This window comes from Streptomyces sp. NBC_00335 (genome assembly GCF_036127095.1).
Classification (GTDB): Bacteria; Actinomycetota; Actinomycetes; order Streptomycetales; family Streptomycetaceae; genus Streptomyces.
Genome location: NZ_CP108006.1, coordinates 1,218,376 through 1,236,990, shown reverse-complemented (window position 1 = coordinate 1,236,990; position 18,615 = coordinate 1,218,376). Strand labels below are relative to the sequence as shown.

Sequence of the window (18,615 nt, the reverse complement as noted above, 5' to 3'; positions counted from 1 at the left end):
CATGTCCGGAACGGGTAAGCACCGCCGTCCCAAGTCCCGCTCGATATCCCGCGGGTTCGCCGTCGCGGGCACCGGTGGCGCGGCCCTCGCGCTTCCGCTGCTCGGCGCCACCGGCGCCCACGCCGCGGGCGTCCCGGCCGCCGCGCCCGCCGCAGCTCCGGTCCAGGCCCCGCAGGCCGTGTCGGCCTTCCAGGCCGCGCCCGCCGCCGCGCAGGCCGCCCCCACCGTCTACACCGTGGTGCCGGGCGACTACCTCTCCAAGATCGCCGAGAGCCGTCAGCTCACCGGTGGCTGGGAGCAGCTCTACGCGGACAACCGCGAGGCCGTCGGCGCCGACCCGTCGCTGATCCACCCGGGCCTCAAGCTCACGCTCGGCGCGAAGGGCTCGGCTCCGGCCGCGGCGGCCGAGTCCGCGCCGGCCGAAACGCCGAAGCCGGCCAAGAAGTCTCTTTCCTCCGATTCTTCGGCTTCCTCCGGTTCTTCCGCTTCCGGTGATTCGTCGGATTCCTCCGACGAGGCCGCCGCGCCCGTCGCCAAGGCCCCCGCCCGCAAGGCGCCCGCCAAGCAGCAGGGCGGCTCCGCGTCGACCGGCTTCGTCGCCCCGGTCGGCGGCGGCACCTCCACCGCGTACAAGACCGCCGGCTCCATGTGGTCCAGCGGCTACCACACCGGGGTCGACTTCGCCGCGAGCAGCGGCACCACCGTCAAGGCGGTCGGCGCCGGCACCGTGGTCTCCGCCGGGTGGAGCGGCTCGTACGGCAACGAGGTCGTCATCCGGCACGCCGACGGCAAGTACAGCCAGTACGCGCACCTCTCCCAGCTGTCCGTCTCCTCCGGCCAGAGCGTGACCGGCGGGCAGACCATCGGCCTCTCCGGTTCCACGGGCAACTCGACCGGCCCGCACCTGCACTTCGAGATCCGCACCGGGCCCTCGTACGGCTCGGACATCGACCCGCTGGCCTACCTCCGGTCCAAGGGCGTCAGCATCTGAACCCGGGTCTGAACCCGGGGCCGCATCCGGATCTGCATCCGAGGCGCTGTCGGAGGTGCCGGTTAGGCTGCCCGTTTCGACAGGGGACGGGACGGTCGCGGCATGAAGGTCAGCGCAAGGGAGCTCAACCGCTCCACGCTCGCACGGCAGTTGCTGCTGCGGCGCGAGGTGATGGACGTCGGTGACGCGGTCCGCCGGGTGGTCGCCCTGCAGGCGCAGCACGCGGCCTCGCCGTACCTCGCGCTGTGGAACCGGCTCTCCGGCTTCGACCCGGCCGACCTCGACGCCGCCTTCACGGGGCGCGAGGTGGTCAAGTCGACCTTGATGCGGCTGACCCTGCACGCCGTGCACGCGCAGGACTATCCGCCCTTCCGGGAGGCCGTGCAGCCCTCCGTACGGGCCGCCCGGCTCGGGACCCGCTTCACGGACTCCGGGCTGACGGCCGAGGACGCCGACGTCCTCGTACCGGAGCTGCTGGACTTCGCCGACCGGCCCCGTACGACGGCGGAGTGCGAGGCCTGGCTCGGACACCGGCTGGGAGCGGCGCCGCAGCCCGGAGCGTGGTGGGGGCTGCGGCAGTATGCGCCGCTGCTGCACGCACCCACCGCCGCGCCGTGGTCGTTCGGCGAGCGCCCGTCGTACGTCGCGCCCCCGCGCCGGCCGCGCACGGTGCCGGCGGACCCGGAGGCGGCGGAGGAGTCCCTGCGGACGCTGGTCCTGCGCTACCTGGAGGGGTTCGGGCCGGCATCGGCGGCGGACGTGGCGCAGTTCTCCCTGGTCCAGCGGGCCAGGGTGCGCCAGGCGCTGCGGGCACTGGAGCTCTCGGGGAGGCTCGACCGGCTGACGGGGCCGGACGGCGAGGAGCTGTTCGACGTCCAGGGCGCACCGCGTCCGGCGCAGGACACGCCGGCGCCGCCCCGGCTGATGGCCATGTGGGACAGCGTGCTGCTCGCGTACTCCGACCGGAGCCGCATCGTCCCGCCGCAGTACCGAAAGCTCGTCGCACGGATGAACGGCGACACCCTGGCGACCCTGCTGGTCGACGGCCGGGTCGCCGGGGTGTGGCGCCCGGCCGGCGCGGCCGGCGGGATCGAGGCGACCGCCTTCCACCCCCTGCCGGAGGAGGTCTGGGAGGCCCTCGCGGGCGAGGCCCGGGCCCTGACGGCCTTCCTGGCCGACCGCGAACCGGAGGTCTACCGGCGCTACGGCCACTGGTGGAGCAAACTGCCGAGCGCCGAGACCCGGTTGCTCGCCTAAGACGTGGGGCCGGGACCGGAGGGGGGTCCCGGTTCCCCGACCCTGCTGGGTGGCGCGGATCCCCGACGGGGGAGACCTGGACACCGGCATGACCCGCTACGGGCGGGCGTACTACGCCGCCGCTGCCAGAGAGGTCATCTCATGTGGCGGGCCCGGCGCAGACGATGAGGGACCGTCGACGGTGGCGAAGGCGAAGAAACCGTTTCGGCGTGCCACAAGATCAGATAGCGTGCGCGGCCATGGGGGAGCTGATAGTGATCAGGCACGGCCAGACCGAGTGGAGCCTGTCGGGCCGGCACGCTGGACGGACCGACGTTGCTCTGACGGAAGCGGGCGAGGCTGCGGCCAGTGCTCTTGCTCCGAGGCTGACCCACCGCCGTCTGGTTGCCGTGTTGAGTAGCCCGCTGAGCCGCGCCGTGCGGACGGCCGAGCTCGCCGGCCTGACCGGCGCCGAGCCCGATCCCGACCTGTTGGAGTGGGACTACGGCGGCTATGAAGGCCTGACCGCCGAGCAGATCCGCGGGGCGAGGCCGGGCTGGGACCTGTGGCGCGACGGCGTCATTCCCGGTGACGCCGACCACCCCGGCGAGGAGCTCGCGCAGGTGGCCGCACGCACGGACGCGGTGCTGGACCGCATCCGTCCGCTGCTGAGCGAGGGCGATGTCGCCGTGGTTGCGCACGGCCACCTGGCGCGTGTGCTCACCGTGCGATGGCTCGGCCTCGACGCCTCCGCGAGCCGACTGCTCGGCCACCCGCATCCGGGCACTCTCAGCTTCCTGGCCACCGAGGACGGGCAACCCGTCATCTCCGCTTGGAACGTCCCGTAGGGCAAAGGCCGCCGCGTCGCACGTGTGTTCGTACGTCGCCTCCCGGAGCGGGCCGGGGTCGGTTCCGGGGCCGCCGATGTCGGCGGAGTCCGTACAGGCGGACGGCGTAGCGCACCTCGGGGTCCCCGACCGAAAATACTAAGGCAGACTTCGCAGTAAGCCTGTATGTCCGGTATGGTCGTGTCATGGCAGCGGAGCAGCAGCTGGACCCACAGCTACGGGAAACGGCCGAAGAGCTCCAGCTGGCGGTCAGCCTCCTGGTGCGTCACATGCGGATGGCCTCCGCGGGCAGCGGGGTGACCCTGTCGCAGATCTCCGTCCTCAAGCGGCTCGACCGCGACGGCCCCGGCACCGTGACCGATTTGGCGAAGGCGGAGAAGATCCGCCCCCAGTCGCTGAACGCCACGGTCGGCGGCCTGCAGGCCGACGGCTACGTGGAACGCACTCCGCACCCGACCGACGGCCGCCAGCGGGTGATCACGCTCACCGACCGGGGCCGCCGCTTCCTGCGCGAGCGCAAGGAGGCCGGCCACGGTCGCCTCGCCGGGCTCATGGCCCGGCGCCTCAGTGCGGCCGAACTCGCCACGGTGACCGCCGCCGTCCCGCTGCTCCGGCGCCTGGCCGAGAACTGAGTCCGAAGTCCGGGGGCATCCACCCGGAGGAAGAAGACACGCCCATGACCGACCTGAACCTCGACGCGCAGACCGCCCTGGTCCTGATCGACCTCCAGAAGGGCATCCTGGGCCTGCCCACCACCAGGCCCGCCGACGAGATCCTCAAGAAGGGCATCCGGCTCGCGGAAGCCTTCCGTGCCAAGAACCTGCCCGTGGTCCTGGTCAGGGTCGCCTGGTCCCCCGACGGCGGCGACCTGCCCACCACGAACGTGGACCGCCCCGGACCGGCCGTCGCCCCGCCTGCCGCGTTCTCCGAGATCCCGGCCGAGCTGACCGCCGACGGAGACATCGTCATCACCAAGCGTCACTGGGGCGCCTTCACCGGCACCGAGCTCGACCTCCAGCTCCGCCGCCGCGGCATCCACCGGATCGTCCTGGCCGGCATCTCCACGAGCGTCGGCGTCGAATCCACCGCGCGCACCGCCTGGGAGCACAGCTACGAGCTCGTCTTCGCCGAGGACGCCACCGCCGACACGGACGCCGACTCCCACGCCCACACCTTCACCAAGATCTTCCCCCGCATCGGCAAGGTCAGCACCACCGAAGGGGTCATCGAGGCCCTCGGCGCGAAGTGAGCACGCAGGTGGGGCCGTGCGGGTTATCGGCCGTCACGAGCCAGGCCGTGACTCGTTGCCCCGGCATGACTGACTTCATGGTGCCGATTCCGGCTGACTGGCTTGCCCGGGTGTTCCTCTCGCTGCGGCGCGGCACGTCGGACGACGCACACACCCTGGCGGTGGAACTCCAGCCGTTCACGGAGAAGCCGGGTCAGAGGGTCCCGGTGCCCAGGACGACGATCCTGCGCACCGAGCTCGCTCTGCGCGGCGAGCTGCGGCAGGTGAACGAAGGCGAGCGGCGTCAAAGGCTCTCCGAGGAAGCCGAGTACCTGATCAACGCCCGCCTGGGGCGGTAGGAGCCACGGGCACGACACGGTCGGAGGCGGCTCTCCTCGCGGAGGACCCGAACGGTCCGTAGCCGCAGTCGGCCGATCCGGCCCGGCTGCCGAGAGGGGTGGAGTGCGTCGGGCGGTGACCTCCTGCACCCGGTCTGTGCTGCGGTGATGGCGGTGGGTAACCGTTCGGGATGCGGGGCGATGGAGGTACTGATTCGCTGGTGGCATCCGCTCTCCCCCCAGATCCCAGGAGTGATCATGAGCGTTGCAGGCGAGTCCGGTAGTCGTGCCCAGCAGATGCGCGACCAGGCGCAGAAGTTCGAGAAGGCGGCAGAGCGGGCCAAGGACCCGGCGGAGCGCCAGCGGCTGAAGGACAGGGCCCAACGGATCCTGGACCAGAGCAAGAAGGAGGGCGACCGGGGCAGCGGGGGCATCGACCCCATGTGACCGCTCCACACGCGAACCGGCCGGCGGCTGCCCACGCGATCTTCTGTGCGCGAGGGAGCACCGGCCGGCTTTTGGCCTCCAAGTGTTCGCCGTGCGACCGGTGGTGACGAGGGGGATCGGCCCACCGCCGTGCACGGACCGGGTCGGCCGGTATCAGCGCCGCCGGCCAGGAGACCCCGGCCGGCGGCTCACGCGGGGCAGTCGGGCCCCGGTCAGATCGTGACCGGGCCGTGGGCGGTGGCGAACTCGACCGAGACCAGACCCGGTTCCTCATCCTCGACCCAGGTGACGTCGATCTGGTCGAGGGGGTGGTCGGCCGGTTCGCCGAGGAATTCGGCGATGGAGGCGGCGTCGCCGGCGAGGGAGACCCCGTGGATGGTGGTGGAGGTGCGCGGATCGGCGCTCGGGCGCTCCTCGATGGGGACCGACCACTGGAGGAAGTAGGGCAGTTGCGGGTCCTCCATCAGTTCCAGCAGGCCGATCTGCTTCCACCTCAGGTCGAACCCGTCGGGGCGGACCCGGTGACCCTCGGCCGAGGTGCGGCCGAGGCGGGCCTCGACCGGGGTGATGTCGTCGACGGAGACCACCCAGCCGAGCCAGCCGCCGCCCTCGGCGGCGCGGCGCGCGACCGCCTGGCCGAAGGGTGCGCGGTCGGCGGCGGGGTGGTCGAGTGTGGTGACGACCTCGACGTAGGTGCCGCCGCTCAGCGGGAGGATGAAATTGCGGGTGCCGAATCGTGGGTGCACGCCCCCGTCGACGAACCCGGCGCCGAGGGCCGATCCGATCCACTGGATGGTTGAGACGAAGCTGTCGCGGGCCACCGCATAGGACACATGATCAAGTCGCACTACGCCATCATCACCCGACAACCCGCACAAATCCCCGCGCCACGCCCACCGCCCCGGCCGCGTCCGCCGTTCCCGGGCGCCGCGTCGTTCCGGCGGGCACCTCTGTCCGGCGGCAGGCGACATCTCTGCCTGGCCGGGGGTCAGTAGGGCAAGCCCTCCGAAGCTGCGCGCAAGGCTGCGAGGAGGCACGTGGCGATTTCGCCGTCCGGCGTCTCGGGATCATCGGCGAACCGGCGGGCGAAGTCTTCCGCCGCCGCGCGGAGCGCGCCGTTGAGGGTTGCCGCGTGCACTTTGATCCTCAGGTCGTCGGCGTTGCCACCGGATCGTCGAGCGAGGAGTTCCCCGAGGACGGGCAGGGCGTCGTCGTGGGCCTGGAGCCAGACGGCGCGCAGAGCGGGGTCGGTGGAGGTCATTCGGATCAGTTCGAGGAGGACGGGGGCCGTCGGGGGCAGCTCGCCGTTCCGGCAGGAATCCGTGAAGAAGTCCAGCAGTCCCGTCTCCGGAGGCCAGTTGCCCAGTTGCTCGACGGCGAACTCGAGGCCTGCCGAGAACAGAGGCAGTACGCAGCTCTCCTTGGTGGGGAAATGACGCCACAGGGTGCGGCCGGAGATGCCCACGGCCTGGGCGATCTGCTCGCCCGTCGTCGCGGTGACGCCCTGTGAGGCGAAAAGCCTGACGGCCGCGCCGGCGATCTCCAAGCGGAGAGCCGTCTTGCGTCGTTGAGCGAGCGATGGTCTGCCGTCCGCCTGCGTCGTCTGTCCGCGTTCCGCGGATGGCGCTTCGTGCACCCTCGCCCTCGCCCCCGCCCTCTGTCCCTGTCACGGCAGCATAGCGAGCCACACAGAATTGACACACACAGACGTCTTGTCACTCACTGACATCGAGACCTACGTTGACGCAAGTGACCGGCGAGTAACAGGGCTGATTCGCACGGCGTTTGGCGTGCGCTGACCGAACCGAGCCACGTCCTCGGCGGCGCCCTGATCCCCCGCACGGCCGGTGCCGCAACCCGTCCATGGCCATCGCCGCCATGCCCGACGGGAGAGGGGCGCCATCACCACCCACCGCATCGACACGACGAGGAGCACCGCTTCATGAGCCGCAAGAAGACCCGTTCCCGTTTCACCCCCACCACCCCACTGGACCGCTCCACCACCGGCCCGGACGCGGCGACGGGCCGCCGCGGCACATCGGCCGGCCTGCGCCTCCTGGCCGGGGTCGTCGCCGCCGGGACCGTCTGTGCGGGCCTGTCGGCGGTACCGGCCGCTGCGGCCGCAGGGGAACCCGTCGTCTCCCGCGGGGTCCCCATCCCCGCGTTCTACAACCCGCCGACCGAACTCCCCACTGTCAACGGTGCGTTGATCCGCACCGAGGCCCTTCCCCTCGGGCTGAGCATCCCGGGCCTGGACGGCCGCCCGATGCCGGGTACCGCGACCCGGCTGATGTACAAGTCCACCGACTCGGCCGGGCTGCCCGTCGCCGTGACCGGTGCCTACATCGAGCCCTCGGCCGCCTGGAAGGGCACCGGACCGCGCCCTCTGGTCGCGCTGGCCTCGGGCACCATGGGCCAGGGCGACCAGTGCGCGCCGTCCTTCGCCCTGGAGCACCCGCTCTCCCTCACCGGCGACACGGTGTCCGTGGGCTACGAGGCCTTGGCGATCTACCGGCTCCTGGCCACCGGGACGGCAGTGGTCGTCACCGACTACGTCGGCCTGGGCGCCACCGACCGCCTGCACACCTACGTCAACCGGCTCGACCAGGGCCACGCCCTGCTGGACGCGGCCCGCGCGGCCCGCGCCGTGCCCGGGGCGTCGATCACGGCGGCTTCTCGCACCGGTCTGTACGGCTACAGCCAGGGCGGCGGGGCCAGCGCGGCCGCCGCCGAACTCCAGCCCTCCTACGCGCCCGACGTCCCGCTCTCCGGCACCTACGCCGGCGCGCCCCCGGCGGACCTCACCTCCGTCATGAAGGGCATCGACGGCAGTGCGCTCGCCGGCGCTCTGGCCTGGTCGATCAGTGGCTTCGCCCAGGCCGACCCCGACCTTCGCGCGGTCGTCGAGGCCAACATCAACGCGACCGGAAGGGCCGCCCTGGCGGACGCGTCGACCATGTGTGTCGGTGACGCGCTCTTCGGCTACGGCTTCACCAAGAGCAGCAAGTGGACCAACAGCGGCCGGTCCATCGGGGACGTCATCGCGGCCGACCCCGGGGCGAAGGCCGCCCTCGACAAGCAGCGGATCGGCACGCTCAAGCCGGCCGGGCCGGTGCGTCTGGCCACCGGCGTCCAGGACGACATCGTTCCCCACACGCAGGCCCGGCAACTCGCCGTCGACTGGTGCCGCAAGGGCGGCGACATCACCTACGAAGCCGTCGTCCTGCCGAACCTCGGCGACAAGATCCTCACCAACCACCTCGTGCCCCTCATCACCGACCAGGGTGATGCCGTCACCTGGCTGACCGACCGCCTCGCCGGCAAGCCGGCCAACTCCAACTGCTGGACGATGCCCATCCAGCTCTGACCCCCGAGCGCGCCCGTAGGGCCGGGCCGGTCAGGGCGAAGAACGCGTCGTCGAGGTCAGGTCTTCCGGGTGGGAGGCGACATCTAATCGCCGATGTCGCGGATCCGGAGATCGTCCAGCGTTTCGCGTCGTACGAGTACCCGGGCCGTGCCTTCGTGGACGGCGATGACCGGAGGGCGGCCGACCATGTTGTACCCGGAGGCCATGGACAGCTGGTAGGCGCCCGCCACCGGTACGGCGAGCAGGTCGCCGGGGTGGATGTCGTCCGGCAGCTCCACGCCGCTCGCGAGGATGTCCCCGGCTTCGCAGTGCCGGCCGACGACCGTCGTCGTACGCGGGGCGGCCGTCGAGTGGCGGCCGATGAGGCGGGGCGCGTAGCGCACCCCGTACAGGGCGGGCCTCGGGTTGTCGCTCATGCCGCCGTCGACGGCCACGAAGACGGTCTCGCCCGTGCGTTTGACGGCCAGTACGCGGTACAGGGCGACTCCGGCCGGCCCGACGACGGCCCGCCCCGGTTCGATGACGAGCCGGGGCACGGGCAGACCGGCGGCGGCACAGGCTTCGCCGAGCTCGGCGCGCATCCGGCGGGCGAGCGCGGTGAGGTCGAGGGCGGGTTCGCCGGGCCGGTAGGCGATGCCGTGGCCGCCGCCCATGTCCAGCTCGGGCAGGACGACCCCGTGGGCGTCGCGGACACGGGCCATCAGCCCGACCATCCGGCGGACCGCCGCCACGTAGGGCTTCACCTCGGTGATCTGTGAGCCGATGTGGCAGTGCAGGCCGGTCAGTTCGAGCTGCGGCCGACCGAGGATGCGCGAAATGGCGTGCTGCGCCGACCCGTCGGCGATCGAGAGCCCGAACTTCTGCCCCTCCGTACCCGTACGGATCTTTGCGTGGCCCCCGGCCGAGATGCCCGGCACGACGCGCACCAACACCTTCTGACGCCCGCCGGGCCCGACGGCGGCCGCGATCCGGGCCATCTCGGACGGGCTGTCGATGACGATCCGCCCCACGCCCAGCCGCAGCGCCGACTCCAGGTCGCGGGGCGACTTCGCGTTGCCGTGGAGCACGATGCGCTCGGCGGGGAAACCGGCGGTGACGGCGAGCTCCAGCTCCCCGGCGGAGCACACGTCCAGGCCCAGTCCCTCCTCTTCCACCCAGCGCACCATCGCGCGGGAGAGGAACGCCTTGGCGGCGTAGAGGACTTGGGCTTCGGGAAGGGCGGAGCGGTAGGCGCGGCACCGGTCGCGCACCTCGCCCTCGTCCAGGACATAGGCCGGTGTGTCGAACCGGTCGGCGATCTCTGCCAAGGACACGCCGCCGACGCCGAGGTCGCCGTGCGGCAGCAGGGTGGTGGACGCGGGCCACACGGACAGTTCGCCGGCGGCGGTCAGAGCATCGGGAAGGTCGGTGATGGTCATGCGGTTCCCCTTCACGCGGTCCGGGCAGCGACGTCGGGATCCTGCGCCGCCGAGGTGGTGACGGGAGCGGTCGCCGGCACCTGGGCGACCGGCGCGACCGGGGCGGCGGCAGGGGCGGTCAGCGTCGGATCGACGGTCAGCAGCGACGCTCCGACCGGCCCGGCCATCGCGCGGAGCGCGGACTCGGCGAGCCGGATCCAGGGCCGGCCGGCGCCGAGCGTGGCCTCCAGCCGCTCCGCGGTCGTGAAGCCCACGGCGGTACGGTCCCCCAACGGGGTGCGGAACAGGCGTATCACCACCTCCGCCCTTCCCGGCAGGACCGGTACGTAGAGGGGTCCGGCCGGGACGCGTTCCTCAGGCTCCGGATCGTCGTCGTACTGGAACAAACACATGGGGCCCTCCCAGAGGAACCGCGAGTGGCAGATGGGGCCCCGGATGCGGGGAGGCGGTCCGGGGCGCGACACCGAAGCTATCCCCGCCTCCCCGCGCCCACGGTCACCCCATGACGGGACCTTGACGCCGGGCGCCCAAGTCCATACGGGTCACTGACGGCCCTGTCCGGTCCGGACCACCGTCACGGCGACATCGTCGAAAGGCCGGCCGGGTGTCCCACCCCAGTGTCCTGCTCCGCACGTTCAGGTGGCCAGTCTGACCACGGCGTCGAGCAGGCATCGCCCGCCGAACACCACGTCGCTCACCCGGGCGTGCTCGTCGACTCCGTGGATCAACCGCATGATGTCGGCGTCGCTCGCCGACGGGAAGAATCCGATGACCTTCGTCTCGGGGAACGCGCGGGCGTCCGTGGAAGCGGAGTTGATGTACGGAAGGACCCGCGCACCGGGCTCCTGGCCCGCCACCACGAGGTCCAGTACTCCCAGGAGTTCTGGATCGTCGTGCACTCCGGCACTCACGCGCCCCTGGAGCAGGCTGACTTCGACCCCGCTGCCCACCACCTCCTGCACTTGCGCCGCCCAGTCCTCGGGGCGTTCGCCGGGCAGCAGACGCCCGTCGAGCACGACGGACGCTTCCGTCGGTACGACGTTCAGGCGCCGTCCGCCGGACAGCAGGGTCGGGGTCGCCGTGTTGTGCAGCCCGGCGACGACGAACTCGCGCAGGAGGGGGTCGATGGGCAGGCTGCGGGCGCCCGCCCAGGTCGGCTCCTGCGCCAGGCGTCGGATCGCCGCCCCCGCGTCGCCCGGGTGAAGTTCCGCCAGCGTGTGGAGCATTCGGCGTGAGGTGGGCTGCAGGATCGACGGGGCCGCGAAGTCGCGGAGCCGTACCAGGGCTTCGGCCAGGGCGAAGACCGCCGCATCAGGACGGGGGAGGGAAGCGTGACCGCCCTCGCCGGTCGCGGTGATCCGCATCCTGGCGCTGCCCTTCTCCGCGACCTGCACCGTGTAGACGGGACCACCGGGTGTGAGGAAGCGCTGTCCGCCGCCCTCATTGAAGGCCACCTCCGCCTCCACGAGCGAACGGTGGTGCTCCCACAGCCAGTAGGCCCCCAGCCTGCTCCCCGCTTCCTCGTCGGCCGTGACGACCATCAGGACGTCACGGCGCAGCGGTACTCGGTGCGCCGCCAGCAGTTGCATGATGAGCAGGCTCGCCGCGATCTGCCCCTTCATGTCCAGCGAGCCCCGGCCCCAGACGCGGCCGTCCGTCACCTCACCCGAGAAGGGTGGCCTGCTCCAGTCCTCGGCCTGGGCACCCACCACGTCCGCGTGCCCGAGCAGCATCAGCGGCGGCCCGTCGCCCGAGCCCGGCAGCCGGGCGACCACATTGGCCCGCCCCGGCTCGGACTCCAGCACGGTGTGCCGGATCCCGCAGCGGTCCAGTTCTCGGGAGAGGTACCGGGCGACGGCGATCTCGTTCCCGGGAGGGTTGGAGGTGTCCAGGCGTACGAGGTTCGAGAGGTGGCCGACCAGATGCTCCTCCTCATCGGCCCACTCGAAGGGCAGCTCGAAGGGCAGCTCGAACGGAGCCATCACTCGCTCCTGACCAGTGCGTCCGTCATCCGCGAAGCCCGGGCGTTCAGGGGGACGTTGTGAACGCGGATCATGTCCACCCGGGGTCTCACTCAACACAGCACACCTAACTGCTCACACGACGTGCTCACGCCGCAGAGGAACGGGGACGAGGAGGGGAGGAGGGGGCGCCAAGGAGGGTGGCGAGCGGTCGCCGCCACGAAAACCTAGCGAGTAGTCGGTAAGTTACGTTACGGTTCCGCAATCGAGGGCTCAAGCCTTCGGGGACGGTGACGCCCTGACGCTCTCGCTCTCGGCCGACAGTGCCGGGCCCGGGGGAGGGGCGGCGGTGAGTCGAAGATCCGTACCGGCCCGCTTCAGACGAGCCGGTCGATGAGGATCATCGCCACGTCGTCCGTCAAGAGGCCACCGGTGTGGCGGACCAATGCCGCGTGCAGTTCGTCCAGGAACTCCTGCGGGGAGGTGTCCGCGGGTATCCGCTCCATGGTCTCCGGCAGGGGGAAGAAGTCGTCGGCACGGTCGCGGGCCTCGATCACGCCGTCGGTGTAGAACAGCAGCCGGTCACCGGGCAGGAAGGGGTAGCTCTCGGGTGTGCCGGGAAGATCGTTCACGAGGTCTTCGAGACCGAGCGGCGGCATGGGCAAGGCGGGCATCAGGGCCTCGGTCCTGCCCTGGCGGAGCACCAGCGGAGGGGGATGGCCGCGGCTGACCAGGTGCACCACCTGTTCGTCCGCGTCCGGCACCTGGGCGATGAGCGCCGTGGTGAAGCCCTCCAAGAGGACTTCGGGAAGCTCGGCCTGGGAGTAGGTACCCGGTACGGTCGCCTCCCGCCGCAGCGCGGCCGCGCAGTGGTTCATGACCTCCTGGAGTTCGTCCTCGTAGTGCACGGCCTCCCGGAACGCGCCCAGGGTCACCGCGACCGCGCGGATGGCGGACAGCCCCTTCCCCCGAACGTCCCCCACGATCAGCCGGACGCCGTAGCGCGTCTGTACGGCCTCGTACAGATCTCCGCCCACCTGTGCTCCCGTCCCGGCCGCGAGGCACATGCTGGCCGCCCGCACCGGGCCCAAGAGCTCGGGGACGGGCCGCAGGACGACCTCCTGGGCCGCCACCGCGATCCGGCGGACCTGGTCGAGCTCGCTCTGCCGGCGCGCGCGGACCGCGTTGCTCAGGGTGACGCTGGCGACGGACACCACGAGGATTCCCAGGAAGTTGCCGATGATCAGCTGGGTCTGGGTTCCCCACGACTGGTTGTACGTCGCGGAGGTCGCGTTCACACTCGCGGCGAGGGCCGCCGCGGACAGCGTGCCCACCGGGCCCATCGTCAGCGCGGCCAGCGCCGGCGTGGTGGTGAGAATGGGGCCGGTGACCAGATCGTGTGCGGGCGAGAGCTCGATGCCCAGCACGCCCAGCGCGATCGCGAACGGCGCGCACTTGGCCAGTGTGAACAGGAGCGCGCCGTGACCGCCCGCCCCCGTCCGTGGGAACGGTCCTGGCCGAACGGGCGGGCGAGGATGTGACCCCATGGGACCAGCCTGCCTCGCGGAAGCCGTTACGGCCTCCCGGAAAACCCCTGACCACAGGGGCCCCGCCCGGGGGGTGGCGAAGATCACGGTCCGTAAGGCACTGGCTACGGTCGCGTAGGTCATGATCCGCCGTGAAGTATGGGGTCTCGTGGCAGCGACGACGACATCCAAGACCAAGACCATTGGCTCGTACGCGGCGCTCGGGGACAGCTTCACCGAGGGCGTGGGGGACCCGGGACCGGGGGACGCCTTCCTGGGCTGGGCGGACCGGCTGGCCGTCCTCCTGGCCGACCGGCGCGAAGAGCGACACGAGGAGTCCGGCGCGTCCGGTGGTTCCGGCGCGTCCGGCGAGCCGGCCGGCTCCGGCGAGTACGCCGGTTCCGGCGGGTTCCGGTACGCGAACCTGGCCGTACGGGGACGGCTGCTCGACCAGATCGTGGCCGAGCAGGTCCCCCGGGCCAAGGAGCTCGCACCGGACCTGGTGACCTTCTGCGCGGGCGGCAACGACATCATCCGGCCCGGCAGCGATCCGGACGACGTGGCCGAGCGGTACGAGGCGGCCGTGCGCGACCTCGCCGGATCCGTCGGCCTGGTCGTGATCACCACCGGCTTCGACACCCGCGACGTGCCGGTCCTCAAGCACATGCGGGGCAAGATCGCGACGTTCAGCGCGCACGTACGGTCGATCGCCGACCGGTACGAGTGCCCCGTACTCGACCTCTGGTCGCTGAAGTCCATACAGGACCGGCGGGCCTGGGACGACGACCGGCTCCACCTCTCGCCCGAGGGGCACACCCGGGTCGCCCTGCGCGCCGCCCAGGTGCTCGGCCTCGACACGCCGGCCGACCCGGACCAGCCCTGGCCGCCGATGCGCCCGCGCGGATCGGTGGACACCACCCGCGACAACATCCAGTGGGCGCGCGAGTACCTGGTGCCGTGGATCGGCCGAAGGCTGCGCGGGGAGTCCTCGGGGGACCACGTGGAGGCGAAGCGGCCTGACCTGCTGCCGCTGTAGGGGCGCGCCGGGGCGGGCGGGAAGGGGCGCCGGGGCGCGGTCGGAGCCGGGTGGCGGAATCCTTGGGGAGTGTCACGCGTTGGGATGGTGGTAATCATGAGAACGCCCTGCCCGCACCCCCCACACTGGAGGCGCCTTGACCGGCTCCCGTCCCTTGCGTCCACGGCTGCGCGCACTGCGGCCCGAAGCCTTCGGCGCGGACCCGTCCGGTGCCCGGCTGGAGCGGATCCGGCGTTCGCCGAACTTCGCCGACGGAGTGTTCCAGAACCCGGCCGGGACCCGGACCAGGCCCTCCGGGTCCATGGCGGAGTTCGCCAAGATCTACTTCCACAAGGAGCAGCGGCTCCGGCGTAGCCCCGGCGCCCCCATCCCGGTCTACCCGACGACCCTCGCGGAGCTGTCGAAGCCCCCGGCGAGCGGTTTGCGGCTGACCTGGATGGGGCACTCCAGCGTGCTCGCCGAGATCGACGGGCGCCGGGTCCTCTTCGACCCGGTCTGGGGCGAGCGGTGCTCCCCCTTCCCCTTCGCCGGTCCCAAGCGCCTGCACCCGGTACCGGTGCCTCTGGCCTCGCTCGGCGAGGTGGACGTGGTGGTGATCTCGCACGACCACTACGACCACCTCGACCTGCCGACCATCAAGGCCCTGGCGGGCACGGACACGGTCTTCGCCGTGCCGCTGGGCGTCGGCGCGCACCTGGAGCGCTGGGGAGTCCCGGCCGACCGGCTGCGCGAGCTCGACTGGAACGAGACGACCAAGGTCGCCGGACTCTCGCTCACGGCCACCCCGGCCCAGCACTTCTGCGGGCGCGGCCTGCGCAACCAGCAGTTCACCCTGTGGGCGTCCTGGGTCGTCGCGGGCGACGAGCACCGGATCTACCACAGCGGGGACACCGGCTACTTCCCCGGCTTCAAGGAGATCGGCGCGGCGCACGGGCCCTTCGACGCCACGATGATCCAGATCGGGGCGTACTCGGAGTTCTGGACCGACATCCACATGACGCCCGAGGAGGGCGTACGCGCCCACCTCGACCTCCAGGGCGGCGTGGCGCGCGGCACGATGCTGCCGATCCACTGGGGCACCTTCAACCTGGCCCCGCACCCGTGGGACGAGCCGGGCGAGGGCACGGTGAGCGCCGCCGAGGTGGCCGGGGCGGCGATCGCCCTGCCGGTGCCGGGGCAGCCCTTCGAGCCGGGTGCGGTGGACGCGCCGAACGCGCCGTGGTGGCGGCCCTTCGTGGCCGCGGGTTCGGCCCCGCCGGTCACGGCGGCCCCGTCCGCCGCGGCAGAGCGGCCGGCGGCCGTGACCCGCGAGGAGCCGGAGGCGGTGGGCTCCTAGGCCCGTAGGCCCGTAGGCCCGTAGGCCCGTAGGCCCGCAGGCCCGCAGGTCTGGAACGTGAGCGGAGCGGGATCTCCCGGGTCGGGAGGTCCCGCTCCGCGGTGTTGTGGGGGTCGGCTGTGACCCGGGTAGGGCTAGTGGTGCCGGTGGCCGCGGTTCATGGTCAGGCAGAGCGCCCAGACGTCGGTGTAGGTGTCCGGCGAGGGCGATCCCCCGGCGTGGATGCTGGCCGTCCAGGACGCCGCCGTGGTGGATCCGTTGGCGACCGGGTTGCCGTCGGAGTCGCTGGGGAAGCTTCCGTTGAGGTGGGTGCCGCCCGAGCCGGCCTTGGTGAAGCCCTTCGTCGTCACGTCGCCTCCGCTGGCGGCGGCGCCTCCGCTGATCAGGAGGCTCTTGTCGCCCTGCTCTCCGTGACGGCCGCGTCCGCGCCGGTCCTGTCCGCTGTCGTCGGCGCAGCCGACGGTCGCCGTCCGGCCGGTACCGGGTCCCGTCGGGCCGGTCACCTCGCGGAAGTGGACCTCGGTGGTCATGCCGCTGACGTTGACGCGGTCCCCGGTGCAGATCGCGTAGGCGAACGTCGTGTTGCCGTTGTTGCCGTGTCCGCCGCCGATCCCCCCGACCGCGGTCCAGGAGTCGGGGTTGACCTCGCCTTCGGCAGCGGGCTTCCGGCCGAAGTCGTGCGCGGCGTCGTTGAAGGTGGGGAAGCTGCCGATCGGCTTGAGGCTGCCGACACTGGCGGGAGTGTTCCGCACGCCGCCGCCGAGCAGCATCGTGCCGGCAGGACAGGTCGCCACGACCGCCTCGGACGATTGCGGGGCGGTGGGCCCGGCCTTCTGGTTCATGACGACCTGAGTGTGCCTGATCCGCGGGGTGGAGAGGCAGACCGCGTACGCCGTGGTGGAGAAGGCGGGGCCGGCGTTGCCCCCGCTGCCGCCGAACGCGAGCCAGTGCCTGACGTCGGTGCCCACGACCCCGGGCGACTCGGTGTACTCGGTGAGGCCGTCGGGGCTGGGAGCCATGCCCAGCACGTGGTTGCCGTTGCGCGTGCTCTCGGTGCCGATCGTCTGGTTGACCCCGCCGCCGGAGACGAGTCCGTCGGCGCAGTCGGCGCGGGACGAGACACCGGTGAAGGTGGTCGTGGGGCCCATGGTGGCTCCGGGGACCGTCACGGTGACGCCCGCGACGTCGGCGTAGGCGATGTCCGGGACCGCCAGGGCGATCAGGGCGCCGGGGATCAGCGCCTTCGCCAGGACGGAACGGCGCAGGGACTTCTTGTTCATCGGTTGTCTGTCTTTCTGGGGTCAACGCGCGGCGGACGTGGCACGAGAGCGGTCGTCGTTCGGATGCGGCGTTGTGCGGGTGGAGCGGGTGGCACGGGTGGTGCTGCCGGTGACTCAGACGCCGTCGTCGGCACAGAGCGCCCACACGTCGGTCTTGGTGTTCGGTGAGGACGATCCACCGGTGTGGGTGAAGGCCGTCCAGGACGCCGCCGTGGTGGCCCCGTCACTCACGGGATTGGCGCTGGAGTCGCTGGGGTAGCTGCCGTTGAGGTGGTCGCCGCCCGAGGCCGGTCCGGTGAAGTTGGTGGTGGTGACGTTGCCCCCGCTGATGGCGGCGCCCCCGCTGACCAGCTTCCCGTCCCCGCCACCGCAGGTGACCGTGGCCTTCAGGCCCGTGCTGCCGGTGGTCGGGCCGCTCACCTCGCTGAAGCGGACCTTCACGTTGACACCGCTGACGTTGATGCCGCTCCCGCTGCAGATCGCGTAGGCGAAGGTCTGGTTGGCGGCGTTGCTGTTGTTGTCCCACCCGACGGCGGACCAGGAGTCGGGGTTGGTCTCCCCGTCCGCCGCGGCCTTCGCGCCGTAGCCGTGGGCGGAGTTGTTGAACGTGGGGAAGCTCGCGATCGCCTTCAAGGAGCCGGTGTTGCCGGGGGTGGTGCGGGCTCCGCCGCCGAGCAGACGGGTGTTGGCCGGGCAGGTCGCCGTGACGAGCCCCACCGTCGAGCCGGTGGTGGGCGCGCCGACCTTGGTCATGACGACCTGGGTGTGGTTGATCAGGTTGCTGGTGAAGCACACCGCGTAAGGGGTGCTGGAGAAGCCGGCGTTCACCTGGCCCCCGCTTCCGCCGATGCCGAGCCAGTGCGTCACGTCGGTTCCGACGACCCCGGTGGAACCGAGGTACTCGCTGGTGCCGTTGGAGCTGGGCGAGGTGCCGTTGACGTGGTTGCCGTTCACCGCCCCGGTGCCGAGGGCCTGGTCGATCCCGCCGCCGGAGATCAGGCCGCTCGAACAGTCCGCGTGGGTGGATATCTCGGAGCTGGAGGTGGCGGGTCCGCTGGTGGCCCCGGGGGTCTTCACGGTCACGCTCACGGTGTTGGCGTGGGCGGTTCCCGGTACGGCCAGGGTCAGTACGGCGCCGAGGAGCAGCGTCCTGCCCGCGGCGAAGCGGCGCAGAAGTCCTGCGGTCATGTGGATCTCCCCATGTGGTGGGTGACTGCTGATGGGTGATGGCTGATGGGCGATGGCGCGGCGGTGGCGATGGCGGGTGGGCGATCGGCTGAGCCGGAGCGGCACGGGAGTCGTCGGTGCGGAGCTGTCACGGCATCACAACGGCTGCCTGCCTCGCGGATGTACGCCGCTCAGGGGCAGGCCAGGGGTACGGACTCGGCCATATCGCCACTCTATTGTGAGCAGCGCATGCGGACTCTAGCAGTCCTATAGCGCTGCATCTACCCAGGTAATTCTTGAATTTAAGTTGCATGTGCCGAGGTCGAGCATGTGACTCCCCGGTAGTCGGGCCGCAGTCGTGGGGCGGGAGAGGGGCGAGGTGCGGGCGGGGGCTCCAGGAGGCGGCGCGTGCCCGCATGGCGCCGGGGAGTGCGCG

18 protein-coding genes are annotated in these 18,615 nt (G+C 71.7%); 10 read left to right on the top strand and 8 right to left on the bottom strand.

Annotated features, from left to right (window positions below; all coding sequences use genetic code 11):
- Nucleotide 1: 1 nt before the first annotated feature.
- From OHA37_RS05730 to OHA37_RS05700, 7 genes are all read left to right on the top strand, one after another.
- Nucleotides 2-991, top strand: coding sequence for a M23 family metallopeptidase (locus OHA37_RS05730; protein WP_266903108.1), 990 nt, complete (start codon nt 2-4; stop codon nt 989-991).
- 102 nt (nt 992-1,093) lie between these two features.
- On the top strand, nt 1,094-2,248 hold the full coding sequence (locus OHA37_RS05725) for a winged helix DNA-binding domain-containing protein (protein WP_266903106.1): 1,155 nt from the start codon (nt 1,094-1,096) through the stop codon (nt 2,246-2,248).
- 239 nt (nt 2,249-2,487) lie between these two features.
- Nucleotides 2,488-3,075: a histidine phosphatase family protein gene (locus OHA37_RS05720; RefSeq protein WP_266903104.1), complete on the top strand. Its 588-nt coding sequence runs from the start codon at nt 2,488-2,490 to the stop codon at nt 3,073-3,075.
- Between the two features lie 185 nt (nt 3,076-3,260).
- Entirely contained in the window at nt 3,261-3,707 is a 447-nt protein-coding gene (locus OHA37_RS05715; RefSeq protein ID WP_266903103.1) for a MarR family winged helix-turn-helix transcriptional regulator, read from the top strand.
- Between the two features lie 44 nt (nt 3,708-3,751).
- Nucleotides 3,752-4,324 carry a hydrolase gene (locus tag OHA37_RS05710; protein WP_266903102.1) on the top strand — a complete coding sequence of 191 codons (573 nt, stop codon included), beginning with the start codon at nt 3,752-3,754 and terminating at the stop codon, nt 4,322-4,324.
- 65 nt (nt 4,325-4,389) lie between these two features.
- On the top strand, nt 4,390-4,662 hold the full coding sequence (locus OHA37_RS05705; protein ID WP_266903101.1) for a hypothetical protein: 273 nt from the start codon (nt 4,390-4,392) through the stop codon (nt 4,660-4,662).
- Nucleotides 4,663-4,899: 237 nt separating this feature from the next.
- Nucleotides 4,900-5,088 carry a DUF6381 family protein gene (locus OHA37_RS05700; protein WP_266903100.1) on the top strand — a complete coding sequence of 63 codons (189 nt, stop codon included), beginning with the start codon at nt 4,900-4,902 and terminating at the stop codon, nt 5,086-5,088.
- Between the two features lie 212 nt (nt 5,089-5,300).
- On the opposite strand, the gene OHA37_RS05695 is transcribed toward OHA37_RS05700, so the two are convergent.
- Entirely contained in the window at nt 5,301-5,936 is a 636-nt protein-coding gene (locus OHA37_RS05695; protein WP_266903099.1) for a VOC family protein, read from the bottom strand.
- A 140-nt stretch (nt 5,937-6,076) separates the two neighbouring features.
- Nucleotides 6,077-6,724, bottom strand: coding sequence for a TetR/AcrR family transcriptional regulator (locus OHA37_RS05690; protein ID WP_266903098.1), 648 nt, complete (start codon nt 6,722-6,724; stop codon nt 6,077-6,079).
- A gap of 306 nt (nt 6,725-7,030) precedes the next feature.
- On the opposite strand from OHA37_RS05690, the gene OHA37_RS05685 reads away from it, so the two are divergent.
- On the top strand, nt 7,031-8,455 hold the full coding sequence (locus OHA37_RS05685; protein ID WP_266903096.1) for a lipase family protein: 1,425 nt from the start codon (nt 7,031-7,033) through the stop codon (nt 8,453-8,455).
- 83 nt (nt 8,456-8,538) lie between these two features.
- Here OHA37_RS05685 and lysA read toward each other — a convergent pair whose 3' ends face one another.
- The 4 genes from lysA to OHA37_RS05665 all read right to left on the bottom strand — a co-directional run bounded on the left by lysA (nt 8,539) and on the right by OHA37_RS05665 (nt 13,381).
- Complete coding sequence (lysA, locus tag OHA37_RS05680; protein WP_266903094.1) at nt 8,539-9,873, bottom strand: diaminopimelate decarboxylase; 1,335 nt, start codon at nt 9,871-9,873, stop codon at nt 8,539-8,541.
- Between the two features lie 11 nt (nt 9,874-9,884).
- Nucleotides 9,885-10,265: an SAV_915 family protein gene (locus OHA37_RS05675; protein ID WP_266903092.1), complete on the bottom strand. Its 381-nt coding sequence runs from the start codon at nt 10,263-10,265 to the stop codon at nt 9,885-9,887.
- A 243-nt stretch (nt 10,266-10,508) separates the two neighbouring features.
- The gene (locus OHA37_RS05670; protein WP_266903090.1) at nt 10,509-11,855 is read right to left on the bottom strand and encodes a M20/M25/M40 family metallo-hydrolase; all 1,347 of its coding nucleotides are present in this window, start codon (nt 11,853-11,855) and stop codon (nt 10,509-10,511) included.
- 356 nt (nt 11,856-12,211) lie between these two features.
- Nucleotides 12,212-13,381: a PP2C family protein-serine/threonine phosphatase gene (locus OHA37_RS05665; RefSeq protein WP_266903088.1), complete on the bottom strand. Its 1,170-nt coding sequence runs from the start codon at nt 13,379-13,381 to the stop codon at nt 12,212-12,214.
- A 121-nt stretch (nt 13,382-13,502) separates the two neighbouring features.
- Between OHA37_RS05665 and OHA37_RS05660 the strand changes: the two genes are divergently transcribed.
- Together OHA37_RS05660 and OHA37_RS05655 are read left to right on the top strand one after the other, a co-directional pair.
- A complete protein-coding gene (locus OHA37_RS05660) occupies nt 13,503-14,396 on the top strand; it encodes an SGNH/GDSL hydrolase family protein (RefSeq protein ID WP_266903086.1) in 894 nt (297 codons plus the stop codon).
- 136 nt (nt 14,397-14,532) lie between these two features.
- On the top strand, nt 14,533-15,732 hold the full coding sequence (locus OHA37_RS05655; protein ID WP_266903084.1) for an MBL fold metallo-hydrolase: 1,200 nt from the start codon (nt 14,533-14,535) through the stop codon (nt 15,730-15,732).
- A 134-nt stretch (nt 15,733-15,866) separates the two neighbouring features.
- Here OHA37_RS05655 and OHA37_RS05650 read toward each other — a convergent pair whose 3' ends face one another.
- Together OHA37_RS05650 and OHA37_RS05645 are read right to left on the bottom strand one after the other, a co-directional pair.
- Nucleotides 15,867-17,012: a hypothetical protein gene (locus OHA37_RS05650; RefSeq protein WP_266903082.1), complete on the bottom strand. Its 1,146-nt coding sequence runs from the start codon at nt 17,010-17,012 to the stop codon at nt 15,867-15,869.
- Nucleotides 17,013-17,126: 114 nt separating this feature from the next.
- On the bottom strand, nt 17,127-18,200 hold the full coding sequence (locus tag OHA37_RS05645) for a hypothetical protein (RefSeq protein WP_266903080.1): 1,074 nt from the start codon (nt 18,198-18,200) through the stop codon (nt 17,127-17,129).
- Between the last annotated feature and the right edge of the window lie 415 nt (nt 18,201-18,615).